This window comes from Acinetobacter sp. YH01018 (genome assembly GCF_013420295.1).
Lineage (GTDB): Bacteria > Pseudomonadota > Gammaproteobacteria > Pseudomonadales > Moraxellaceae > Acinetobacter.
The window spans coordinates 1-12,217 of sequence record NZ_VOYL01000007.1; the positions used below are offsets into that span (position 1 = coordinate 1).

Here is a 12,217-nt window from a genome sequence, read left to right on the forward strand (position 1 = left end):
CCGTTGAAGACTACGACGTTGATAGGTTGGATGTGGAAGCATAGTGATATGTGAAGCTGACCAATACTAATTGCTCGTGAGGCTTGACTATACAACACCCAAACAGTTGTTGTATAAAGCATCAATTGATTCGATATTAAGCAAAACAGCTTGATTTAGTGAACGCTAAAGAACAAAATATGACAGCTCAGATATACCTGTTAATGAATTCTATTTGACCAAGCATTGGCATCTAAATAAGACCAAACGCAAAGTCATAAACAGTTGTGCTGGCGACCATAGCAAGAGTGAACCACCTGATCCCTTCCCGAACTCAGAAGTGAAACCTCTTAGCGCTGATGGTAGTGTGGGATTACCCATGTGAGAGTAAGTCATCGCCAGCTCATTATTCCTTAAAAAGCCCCCTCAAACGAGGGGGCTTTTTTTATGCCTAGAATTAACGAAATTTAAAAACCAAGAATAAAAAATGCTATATATGCAGACATAAAAAAGCCCCGACAGACAGGATGTCGAGGCTTTTTCGTATGGGTTAAACATATCACTGTTCCTTAAAATGTAGTCAAACATAGTCAAGGACTAATTCGCACTCTGTTAATGTCTTGTCGCCAAGCGTGTAACTAGAGCCTAAGTCGGTCAGTTCCGACTTGTAGCGGTCAGTCCGTTCTTGCAATATGCGCTTTACGGTTTTGTAAGGCGTATAACGACTAATCTCAGTGTCATTTAATCTTGCAAGTACGTTTCTCGCACCATTCCAATCAGCTTGCACAACCTCCCCATTAAAACGGTGAAAGCGATCTCCTTTACGTGTGCCAATTAGCAGCCCATGTAAAAAAGAATCACATTGCGAAGTATATGCAGCATTAACTAGATGTACCGTAGAACCTCTACGGTGAGATACAGATGTTAGGGCATCAGCTAACAAGCCTTTAACCCATGTATTTAAGCGTCTATTGGTATTTTTACCATAGTTGCGTTTACTTTGAATTGGAGAAGTTAAATCCTCCGCAACAATCAATTTCGCTTTATCAACGAGCTTATGAGTTGCTGTAAAAATAAGTGTTTTTAACTTGGATTTTTGAGCGTCTTGTCGTCTATCCAATTTCTTACGACCCAAGTTATTTAGCTCAATTTGGGCTTTTTTATGAGGTTTATTTTTAGCGATTGCTCTGAGCTTGTTTCTGTTCTTGTATTTTTGATTCAAGTAGTCAGATTCACTTGAAATTAGCTTACCCAAACCTTGACCATACACTTCACCATCAGAATCAACAAAGGCTTCTGAATAACCCTTATCAACACCGATAGTTGCTTGACCGCAATCTTGAGATTCAACGGCATCATAGGTTGAATGAACCTCAATATTGCCGTTTTTAAGAATGATTCTGAGTGTGCCTATTGGTGCAAATTCCATTGTTGTATTCAATGGAATTTTAATCGTTTGGCGAGAAACTAGGCTTGGTACTTTGAGCCAACATTGACCGTTTAACTCAAATGTCTTACACATATCAGCACGTACAATGATTTGATTGTACGTGTGATTTACACCATGCCTAAAGTGTTTACGCATTTGACGATGCAGGAAATTATCTTCCTGCCATTCGTCTTTTTTAAGCAAGGTATAAAGTCTTTTTAGCTCTTTGTCGCAAGTCGTTCTTTTGCGAATCGCTTGTTTTACTTTCTCTTTTGAAGCCTCACGAAAGGCTTTAATATCACCCATGCAGTCACGTAAGGTTTCTTTCCAGGCATTTGCTGAAACACCGAAGTTACGACCTTCTTTCATCCACGCATCACGAATGGTTCTGTCGCTAATACTTAACCCTGCAATAGCACCATATCTCGCCCAAACTTCACTACGAACATGACCAAGTAATACAGCTTGTTTCTCAAGTTGCTTGTACTTTTCCTTGTTCAAGTTTCTACAGTGATGAATGCGTGTTAGCTTCAAAGAGTTATTCCTTACTACTCACTAATTCTTTAACCTTATCTTTGTATTTTCTCAATCCATACAGGCGTGAAGAAAAACAATGAATAATTGCTAATAAATCTTGGGTTACTTCTTCTGTTGGGGAGAGAGATTCTTGATTCATGATAATAATTTTACAACCATGTCTATCAGCAAAGGACTCAAACCATTCAAAACCAAACCGCACCAAGCGATCCTTGTGAGCAAGGATCAGCATTGAAACTTTACCCATTTCAATATCCAAGAAAAGCTTGTTGAATTTTTTCCGGTTGTAATTTAAACCACTACCAATTTCAGACACCCACTCATCAATCGCATACCCATTGGCTGTGCAAAAAGTTTCTAGCGCTGAAACTTGGTTTGCTAAATCAGGTTTTTGAGCTGCGCTCGATACCCTTGAATATACAATTACTGATGATTTATCTTCCGTAGCTTTTATCCCAATATATTCAAGATATTGGTCATGTGTGTAATACCTACGGTTTTTGGGATTTCGACACGCAACCAAAGTACCTTCAGTATCCCATCGCTGTAGTGTTTTAACTGATTTTCCAATCATTTCACCAAATTTAGCAGGAGAGTACATTATTCAATCTCCGCTAATTTTTTAAAGTCTTCTAGGCTATAGTCCTTAAATACCGCTTCATCACCATATATTGGCGCATCATTCACTTCATCCCAACCACACAGAGAGCAAGCATAGGGTTCTTGCTCAACACCCAACTGATTAAATCTAAATAAAATATTTTCACAAACATCATGAAGTTCTGAATCTTTATTATAATCAACCACTTCATGAAAAATTAATTCACTGATATTTTCAGCATTTTTTTTATATTTATCGGGCACTTCTAGTCCATATAGTGCAATTAACTCATCTAGTTTTTTTGAACATGCATCACCAAAAAGCTCTTGAAGCTTGTCTGAATATTCCTCACAAGCCATGCCATGCCCTGAAACAAAAGTGCATTTTGATACACCTGTATTTGCATTAATAAATTCCGCATAGGTTCGGCACTCATCAGCAAGCAATTTATTGGTAGCTTCGGGGTGGGAAGAGCAGTCATATCCAACATCAACATAATAATGGTCATAAAAAGTATTTTTTGACCATTCAGCATATACCCAAGATGCAAACTCTTTAACAAAGCCATCTTTGTTTTCAGGGGATACAAAATTAGCAAGGTCTTGTTCGATGCGTTTAAGCTCGGTTACTAGATTATTCATAATTAAAAAAACTATCAAATATATCCCAATATTAGATTGTTTATATATATTTGTCTATATTTTTTATTTATAGTAATTTACTCTTGATCTATTTAGCATCCTGCTGTTTTGTACTTTTATTCTTGTTGTTTTAGAAACATCCTGTTTCGGTATGGGTTAACTATAATTTGAACGCTGCCGCATGCCTAGCCTTCATTTTCTGTAGTCCATGTACGCGAAAGCCTACAAGTATGGCTTTAAAAATGTGCTTCTATGCCCAGATAAGGGCCTTTAAATTTAAGTTTGGTTTCTGCATTTGAACCTTCTTCCAGCTGAATGTCTAAAATGCGATACCCAACTCTGGCACCTACGTCGACTAAGAGGTTATCGATGAAGTTATATTTGAGTTCTGCTTGAGCATCGCTAATTTGTTCATCATTCAGTGCAGCAAAACTGGCTTCAACTCTTGCACTTAAGCCAGTAAAGGGCAGGTTTACCCCGGCCTGGGCATAAAGCATCGGTAGCGTACTACTGACATCTAATGTGTCGGTATAGTTTTGCAGAATATCTCCGCTTAGACGTTTAGCTCCAAAGCCGACATCTGCATCGACAATATTGTCCAGTATTTCGTAATAGAGAATGAAATCTGTATAAGTGAGGTCGACTTGATGGCTTTTTATTACACCTTCAAAACTTTGATCGCTGTCAGCCTGTAAATGACTATGCTTAATTTTTGCATTGGGTAAAAATGGCACCGGATGTTCTACTGCAACCGAGAATGACAGCGCATGATCATCTTCAAGTTGTGTTTGTGGAAGCGAAGATGCCGGTTGAGTTACATCGGTGCTGTAGTGCCAGTAATCAATATTGCCTTTAACTGCAATAACATCGGCTTGGGTGGAGCTGAATGCGCCCAGTCCTATGGCTAAGCAAAGAATTTTAAGTGATTGCATAAAAATCCTGAAGTGATGTGAACTGTTATTTTTGGAAAATCTTTTTGTGGCTTAAATGCAGCAGATACAGACTTAAACTCAGCGCATCATATAGTGAATGATAAAAAATTGCATTGTTGTTGTTTCTCAAAATTACAGGAAATTTATCTCTCATCTTTAGCATACGAGTTGAAAAAGCCATGCGGCATTTAATTTTTAAATCGTTATTCCAGAACCATAAATAAGTAGATTGAAGCATCTTAAGATAACTTCAGGTTTTTATATGTAATTTATGTATTCCCAAAAGTTTATTATTCAATAATAAAGAGAGATTAAAAATAAGCCGATTAAATGAGCATTCAAACTCAACAGATTATAAAAATGAAATGTTTGGTAAATAAATTACAGAAAATTTTTATAAAAGTGAGTATTGTTAAGTTCATATAAAGGATGAGTATTGATCAACATTTTTAAGCAAAATTTGATCCTTACTGATCTGTTTGCAATTTAGAATACTGCACCCAAAAGGTGACCTCTAAATCAGACACAAGAATTATTTTTGAATGGTACTTTTTTTGCTTGCGATATAAACCCGATAACAAGCAGCAACTGAAGATACCGAAGGTTTAGGTGTTGTATGACAGATTCTCGTGAAAACTGGACCTCACGATCGGGCTTTATTATTGCCGCTATCGGATCGGCGGTCGGTTTAGGTAATATTTGGCGCTTTCCATACGTTGCCTATGAAAATGGCGGTGGTGCGTTTCTTATCCCTTATTTGATTGCTTTAATTACTGCGGGTTTACCGCTGTTATTTCTGGACTATGCGGTCGGGCATCGTAGCAGTGGCTCGCCTCCGAAAGCATACCGTAAATTGTTCCGGGGAGGCGAAACCCTGGGATGGTGGCAAGTCAGTGTCTGTATCATTATTGGCTTGTATTATGCCAGTGTTTTAACTTGGGCAGGCAGTTATGTTTATTTCTCGATTGGTCAAATGTGGGGCAGCGACCCGGAAGGGTTCTTCTTTAAAACCTATTTGCAGACTTCAGAGGCAACAGGTTTTGATCCCCGTTTTGTCAGTCATATTTTCTGGCCCCTAGCCGGAATTTGGGTACTGACCTTAATCATTTTATATGGTGGGGTGAAAAAGGGTGTGGAACTTTCCAACAAGATTTTCATGCCGTTACTGTTTGTTTTATTTACCCTGTTAGTGATTCAATCCCTACGTTTGCCGGGTGCAGTGGAAGGTTTGAATGCCTTCTTTACCCCGAACTGGGCAGCCATGATGGACTATAAAGTATGGCTGGCGGCGTATGGCCATACCTTCTTCTCATTATCCGTCGGTTTCGGGATCATGGTGACCTATGCGTCTTACCTGAAGCCGAAAACCAATTTAACTGGTTCAGGTTTAATTGTGGGCTTTGCCAATGCATCAACTGAGATTCTGGCCGGTATTGGTATTTTTTCCGCATTGGGTTTCATGGCGTATAGCTCGAACAGCAATGTACAGGATGTGGTGAGTGGTGGTATCGGGCTGGCCTTTATTGCCTTCCCTAAAATCATTTCCAGCCTGGGTGCTGGTGCGGATTTATTTGGTATCCTGTTTTTTACCTCATTGTTTGTTGCTGGTATTTCATCGATGGTCAGTATTTTGGAAGTTCCAATTTCTGCCATGATGGACAAGCTGAAATGGGGCCGTAAGAAAGCGGTTACTATTGTTGGTGGCGGTAGTGCTTTGGTTTCTATCGTTTTATTCTCCAGTGTCAATTCGATTAAACTGGTGGATATCATTGACCATTTCATCAATAACATCGGTATTATTGGTGGTGCATTAATTTCAATTATCAGCATTGCCTGGTTTAAGCGTTCAGCTTTGCTTGAGATCCGGAATCACGTTAATGCCATTTCAACCGTGCATTTAGGCAAAGGCTGGGATTTTACCCTAACGGTCATTACCTCGTTGATTTTATTGATTACATTGGCCATGACCATTTATAACTTGTTATTAAAAGGCTATGGTGACTATAGTATCAGTATGCAGTGGCTGTTTGGCTGGGGCTGTGTGATTTTCTGTGCTGTGGTGGCGTTTGTTTTAGCCAGAATGAAAGATCGCTAGGAGAATAAACATGAATACTTCAGCAATTGTCATGATGATTATCTCGATGCTGTTTTTATGGGGCGGATTGGTGTTATCTATTCTACACTTGATGAAACATCCGGAAGAACTGGATGAGGTGCTGGAAGAAGTGAAAGACCAACATACGCTTTAAATCCCTAAATACTTCAGTTCATACTGTTGCAAAAGAAAGCCATTATCATTGATGATAATGGCTTTCTTGTTTCTTGAATACTTATGTCTTGAATGGAGCATGCTGTTGCCCAACCTTGTGCTACCGCAAGTCTGGATCGCATTTGCAGTGATCTTTCTGGCAGCATGGCATACCTCAATATAGCTAAGTTCTCAAATATTTAATACACTATAAGACATGGGATATTCAAAAGATTTTAAAGATAAAGTCATAGAAATTATGGCAAGAGATCAACTGTCAGTACGTAAAGCTGCTCAGCATTTTGGAGTATGCACGCGTACGATACAACTATGGAAAAAATCGACCGAGAACAGACCTATTCCCGGTCGTCCAGCTAAAATCAGCAAAGAGCAAATATTGAAGGATGTTGAACAATATCCTGATGATTACATTAGTGAACGGGCAGAACGTTTTGGTGTCAGTACTCATGCTGTATTTAATGCGTTACATACCGCAGGAATATCACGTAAAAAAAGACGTTAAAGCACCCTAAAGCAGATCAAAATCAACGCTGGCAATTTCAAAATTTGATTGAGTGTTTAGAACAACAATTACCGCTGGTGTATATCGATGAAAGTGGTTTTCAAAGTGAAAGCACGCGATTGCATAGTTATAGCCCTCAAGGAATGAGGGCTGAAGCTGAATTTAACTGGCAGTTAAAAAATTGTAGCAATGCGATCGGTGCATTAATCGAAAATAGATTGCTTACAGTTGGAGTATTTGATTGTTCAGTTAACACCGAGGTATTTGAATGCTGGATTGAACAGGATTTATTGCCCAAGCTGAAAGAAACCAGTGTTTTAATTATGGATAATGCGACCTTTCATAAAGGGAAAAGGCTTCAGGAGTTGGTACGTTGTGCAGGCCATTACATTGTGTGGCTTCCTAAATATAGTCCGGACTTAAATCCTATTGAAAAAATGTGGTCACGAGTAAAGTCGATTAGAAATAAATTTCGAATCAAAGACATTGATGAATTATTCAAAAAGCATTGTGATAGTTTATTTAGTATTTAGCTATAAAAAAAAGGTGGCTTAAAAGCCACCTTTTTGATTTGTATTGCCGTTATGTAGTTAAGCTATTTTCTGGATACGGCAATAGAAGAAGCCATCACCTTGACCTGCTTTCGGTAACAGCTGACGACCATGAATTTGTTCAATGCCCCAGTCGGCTTCAATTTTGATTTCTTTGGCATCTGGATGGTTGGCGAAGAACTCGACCATTTGCTGTTCATTTTCTGCTTTTAAAATCGAGCAGGTGATGTAAAGCAAGGTGCCACCAACCTTCAGTTGCTGCCACATGTTGTCCAAAATCTGTTTTTGCAGTTGGACTGTTTTGGCAATATCAGTTGATTGACGCAGTAAACGGATGTCTGGATGACGGCGCATCACCCCAATCGCTGAACACGGTGCATCTAAAACAATGCAATCAGCCGGTTCAGGTGCCGTCCAGGTTACGGCATCTGCGCTGACAATTTCGACATGTTTGCCATCGAGAACCAAACGCTCCAGGTTTTCAGAAACACGTTTTAAGCGCTTTTCATCCTGATCAAGGGCAATCAGTTTTTTCGGCTGATATTTCTCTAAAATGTGCGCAGTTTTACCGCCTGGTGCCGCGCAGGCATCAATCACGATTTTGCCATTCAAGTTCGGCAATAAAGTAGCGCACAGCTGGGCATGTTCATCCTGTACCGAGAAACCGCCAGCTTCAAAACCCGGCAGACTTGGAATGTGCAGGCTTTCGTCCATGACAATGCCGACTTCGGAAATTTCGCAGCGATGTGCATCGATGCCTTCATCTTCAAGAATGTCGAGATATTCGTCACGGCTGACCTGACGGGTGTTAACGCGTAAAGTCAGGGGTGCAACCTGTTTCAGCTCATAGCTGAGTTCAGCAAATTGATCGCCCCAGTCTTTTTTCAGACGTTTAGACAACCAGCTTGGTAAATTCGTCGCTTGTTCAAGCACGTCATAGAACTGCTCAGATTCACGGGTGGCACGACGTAAAATCGCATTCACTACGCCACTTAAACTTTCCATCCCCAATTGTTTGGTCGCTTCAACGGTTTCAGAAATCGCGGCATGTGCAGCCACTCGGGTGCACAGCAATTGATATAAACCAAGGTACAAACAAGTTTCAACCACTTGATTGTCCAGTGGTTTAGAGAGTAATGGTAAAGTCAGTTGTTTCAATGCATGCCATTGACGTAAACAACCCAGTACCAATTCATGGAACAAAGCACGGTCTTTGTCTGACACGATGTTCATTTGCTGCGCCAGCACAGATTGCAGCGATTGACCATTTTGGACAGCCAATAACGTCTTCACCACCTGAGCACGTAAATTAAGGTTTTTGGCTGAGGCGTTGGGAGATTGCTTCATTATAAAATTTGTCCAATAGTCAGTTTTTGGGTTTGTAAAATTTGTACAGGGTTAAGCGGTTTAGCGCCCGGCCATTGTAAAGCAGTCAGTGTGATGACCGTGTTATTTGCACAGGCAACATGAACGCCATCTTTATCAATGGCAATGATTTCACCCGGTTGAGCATTTTCCGCAGTAGTATGAGATAACTTGGAATTCCACACCCGCAAGTTGTTTTTCTCGTCGAGTACGATAAATGCCACAGGCCACGGGTTAAAGGCGCGGATATTACGGTCAATCTGTATGGCATCCGTAGACCAATCAATTTCTGCTTCGGCTTTGGAAAGCTTGTGAGCATACACAGTCAATGCTTCGTCTTGCACTTCACGGGTCGCCAGGTAGTGTTGCAGTTTTTCTTCCGACGCTAAAACAGCTGCAATGGCACTTGCACCCTGTTCAGCCAGTTTGTCATGCAACGTTGCAGAAGTGTCGCTTGCTTCAATAGGACAGATGGTTTTAAACATCATGTCACCGGTGTCCAGACCCGCCGCCATTTTCATGATGGTCACGCCAGTTTCAGTATCGCCTGTGGCAATGGCACGCTGAATCGGCGCTGCACCACGCCAGCGTGGCAACAGTGAACCATGGATGTTGAGACAGCCATATTTAGGTGTATCGAGTACCACTTGCGGCAGAATCAAGCCATAAGCGGCCACCACCATTACGTCGGCATTTAAAGCGGCTAATTCTGCCTGTGCGGCCAAGCCTTCTTCAGTCGAAGATTTAAAATGAAGCGGCTGGTAGACCGGAACATTATTGGCTAAAGCCAGCTGCTTTACAGCAGAAGCCGTGAGTTTTTGTCCTCGTCCAGCTTTGCGGTCCGGTTGAGTATAGACCGCAACAATGTCATGTTCGGTTTTAAGCAGTGCAGCCAATGCAGTGGCTGCAAATTCTGGTGTACCCGCAAAGATGATTTTCACACAAAAGCTTCCAAATAAACGTGATGTCTATTATAAGGCAAAAGCATTTATTCACCTAAATTGCGTCTGAATACAGACCGAAGAAGCCTATTTTTATAAAAAAAACTTATGCAAAATTTAAAAATTATTCATGAAAGTTTTGCATTGTCTGGCTGGGGATGGCGGTATAGTAGATTTCAGTTAAAGATTTTTGTCGTCAAATCACGAAGTTCAATTTATAGACCCATCTACCCATATCTAAGATGAAAATGCCATCTTGAAAAACAATGGCTTGGTGTATGATAGGTTGGAAATTCGACTGATTTCATGCTCTCGATCTGTAAGATTTCGCCAGAGTGAATGAGCTCATTCAACTCAAGCACAAACTTTGTTGGAATAACACAATGCCTGACTATCGTTCAAAAACATCGACACACGGAAGAAACATGGCGGGTGCGCGTGGCTTATGGCGCGCAACTGGGATGAAAGATGAAGACTTTGGCAAGCCAATTATTGCCGTCGTCAACTCATTCACACAATTTGTTCCAGGTCACGTTCATTTAAAAGACCTTGGTCAACTCGTGGCTCGTCAAATTGAAGCATCAGGTGGTGTGGCCAAAGAATTCAACACCATAGCCGTCGATGACGGTATTGCGATGGGTCATGATGGCATGCTGTATTCACTGCCTTCACGTGACCTGATTGCCGACTCGGTGGAATACATGGTCAGTGCGCACTGTGCCGATGCCATGGTGTGTATTTCCAACTGTGACAAAATCACCCCGGGGATGCTGATGGCAGCGATGCGCCTGAATATTCCAGTGGTATTCGTATCTGGTGGTCCGATGGAAGCGGGTAAAGTGAAAATCCGCGGCAACGACAAAGCTATTGACCTGATTGATGCCATGATTGTTGCGGCAGATGACAACTATACCGACGAAGAAGTGGCTGAATACGAACGTTCTGCATGCCCAACCTGTGGTTCATGTTCAGGCATGTTCACTGCCAACTCAATGAACTGCTTAACCGAAGCATTGGGTCTGTCTCTTCCAGGTAATGGTTCAACTTTAGCAACCCACGCCAATCGTAAAAAACTGTTTGAACGTGCAGGCTCGTTAATTGTTGAATTGGCTAAACGCCACTATGAACAGGACGATTACAGCGTTTTACCACGTTCAATGGTCACCAAAGCATCGTATGAAAATGCCATGACGCTGGACATCGCCATGGGTGGTTCAACCAATACCGTACTGCACTTGTTGGCTGCTGCAAACGAAGCAGGTGTTGATTTCACCATGGATGACATCGACCGCTTATCTCGTAAAGTGCCAGTACTGTGTAAAGTTGCGCCTGCGAAAAATGATGTGCATATGGAAGATGTACATCGTGCCGGCGGTATTATGTCGATCCTAGGTGAACTGGATCGTGCTGGCTTACTGGATACTTCAGTGGGTACTGTCCACGAAGCAACCCTTAAAGATGCTTTGGACAAATGGGACATCATCCGGACTGAAAATGAAGAGGTTTACCAATTCTTTAAATCGGCACCGGGCGGCGTACCAACACAAACTGCTTTCTCACAAGACCGTTACTATTCGCGTTTAGATGGTGACCGTGAAAATGGCGTGATCCGTAATGCAGCACATGCTTTCTCGAAAGATGGTGGTCTGGCTGTGCTTTACGGCAACATCGCGCTGGATGGCTGTATTGTCAAAACTGCCGGCGTTGATGATTCAATTTTGAAATTCAACGGTACTGCTCGTGTATTTGAAAGCCAGGATTCTGCGGTAGAGGCGATCTTGGGTAATGAAATTAAAGCCGGTGATGTGGTTGTGATTCGTTATGAAGGTCCACGTGGTGGTCCGGGTATGCAGGAAATGCTGTACCCAACCAGCTACCTGAAATCGAAAGGTTTAGGTAAGGAATGTGCCTTGCTGACTGACGGCCGTTTCTCGGGTGGTTCATCAGGTTTGTCTATTGGTCACGTTTCTCCTGAAGCGGCTGAAGGCGGTGCCATTGGTCTGGTTGAAGATGGCGATTTAATTGAAATCGATATTCCAAACCGTACCATCCACCTGGCTGTGGATGAAGCAACCATGGCAGCTCGTCGTGAAGCACAAGAAGCGAAAGGCTGGCATCCGGTGGAAGAGCGTCCACGTAAAATTTCTAAAGCACTGAAAGCTTATGCTATGCATACTACCAGTGCGGCAAAAGGCGCGGTACGTGAAATCTAAGCTTTAGATTCTTACTGATAAAAAGCACTCCAGATGGGGTGCTTTTTTATGGTTTTGGAAAAATTCACTGCCTTAAATAGATTTAAAAGTTCTGATGATCTTTGTGCCGGCAGAATCTTACTTTTGAAATATGAGCAGCATTGCTGCGTAAGGTAACAAAAATCTTTTGTTTCTCTGATGCTACGTCCTTGTAGCACAGCGAAACAGCGACATCCATGTCGCTCGGTCATGTGATTAAAGGGTTTTAAGCGATCATT

11 protein-coding genes and 2 rRNA genes are annotated in these 12,217 nt (G+C 41.6%); 7 read left to right on the forward strand and 6 right to left on the reverse strand.

What is annotated here, in order from left to right:
* Both FTT83_RS04035 and rrf read left to right on the forward strand, forming a co-directional pair.
* Positions 1 to 91 (forward strand): 23S ribosomal RNA (locus tag FTT83_RS04035); the annotation flags it as partial.
* 177 nt (positions 92 to 268) lie between these two features.
* A 5S ribosomal RNA gene (gene rrf / locus FTT83_RS04040) occupies positions 269 to 383 on the forward strand.
* A 176-nt stretch (positions 384 to 559) separates the two neighbouring features.
* On the opposite strand, the gene FTT83_RS04045 is transcribed toward rrf, so the two are convergent.
* From FTT83_RS04045 to FTT83_RS04060, 4 genes are all read right to left on the reverse strand, one after another.
* Entirely contained in the window at positions 560 to 1,942 is a 1,383-nt protein-coding gene (locus FTT83_RS04045) for a transposase (RefSeq protein ID WP_180082375.1), read from the reverse strand.
* A 4-nt stretch (positions 1,943 to 1,946) separates the two neighbouring features.
* On the reverse strand, positions 1,947 to 2,546 hold the full coding sequence (locus tag FTT83_RS04050) for an IS607 family transposase (protein WP_180082377.1): 600 nt from the start codon (positions 2,544 to 2,546) through the stop codon (positions 1,947 to 1,949).
* The gene (locus FTT83_RS04055) at positions 2,546 to 3,187 is read right to left on the reverse strand and encodes a hypothetical protein (RefSeq protein WP_094069339.1); all 642 of its coding nucleotides are present in this window, start codon (positions 3,185 to 3,187) and stop codon (positions 2,546 to 2,548) included. The genes FTT83_RS04050 and FTT83_RS04055 overlap by 1 nt, the downstream gene beginning before the upstream one ends.
* A 236-nt stretch (positions 3,188 to 3,423) precedes the next feature.
* Positions 3,424 to 4,119, reverse strand: a complete 696-nt coding sequence (locus FTT83_RS04060; RefSeq protein WP_180082379.1) for a TIGR04219 family outer membrane beta-barrel protein — start codon at positions 4,117 to 4,119, stop codon at positions 3,424 to 3,426.
* A 616-nt stretch (positions 4,120 to 4,735) separates the two neighbouring features.
* On the opposite strand from FTT83_RS04060, the gene FTT83_RS04065 reads away from it, so the two are divergent.
* From FTT83_RS04065 to FTT83_RS04080, 4 genes are all read left to right on the forward strand, one after another.
* Positions 4,736 to 6,214: a sodium-dependent transporter gene (locus tag FTT83_RS04065; protein WP_086197762.1), complete on the forward strand. Its 1,479-nt coding sequence runs from the start codon at positions 4,736 to 4,738 to the stop codon at positions 6,212 to 6,214.
* 10 nt (positions 6,215 to 6,224) lie between these two features.
* Positions 6,225 to 6,368: a methionine/alanine import family NSS transporter small subunit gene (locus FTT83_RS04070; protein ID WP_086197760.1), complete on the forward strand. Its 144-nt coding sequence runs from the start codon at positions 6,225 to 6,227 to the stop codon at positions 6,366 to 6,368.
* Positions 6,369 to 6,584: 216 nt separating this feature from the next.
* Positions 6,585 to 6,890 (forward strand): IS630 transposase-related protein, encoded by a 306-nt coding sequence (locus tag FTT83_RS04075; RefSeq protein WP_180082381.1) that lies wholly within the window; start codon positions 6,585 to 6,587, stop codon positions 6,888 to 6,890.
* Between the two features lie 44 nt (positions 6,891 to 6,934).
* Entirely contained in the window at positions 6,935 to 7,423 is a 489-nt protein-coding gene (locus FTT83_RS04080) for an IS630 family transposase (protein WP_180082389.1), read from the forward strand.
* A 57-nt stretch (positions 7,424 to 7,480) separates the two neighbouring features.
* Here the strand turns inward: FTT83_RS04080 and rsmB are convergent, their stop codons facing one another.
* Positions 7,481 to 8,788, reverse strand: a complete 1,308-nt coding sequence (rsmB, locus tag FTT83_RS04085; protein ID WP_180176298.1) for a 16S rRNA (cytosine(967)-C(5))-methyltransferase RsmB — start codon at positions 8,786 to 8,788, stop codon at positions 7,481 to 7,483.
* A complete protein-coding gene (gene fmt / locus FTT83_RS04090) occupies positions 8,788 to 9,747 on the reverse strand; it encodes a methionyl-tRNA formyltransferase (protein ID WP_180082385.1) in 960 nt (319 codons plus the stop codon). Before fmt ends, rsmB begins: the two co-directional genes overlap by 1 nt.
* Positions 9,748 to 10,130: 383 nt before the next feature.
* Here fmt and ilvD point away from each other — a divergent pair, with 383 nt between their 5' ends.
* The gene (ilvD, locus tag FTT83_RS04095; protein ID WP_180043852.1) at positions 10,131 to 11,960 is read left to right on the forward strand and encodes a dihydroxy-acid dehydratase; all 1,830 of its coding nucleotides are present in this window, start codon (positions 10,131 to 10,133) and stop codon (positions 11,958 to 11,960) included.
* Positions 11,961 to 12,217 lie beyond the last annotated feature (257 nt).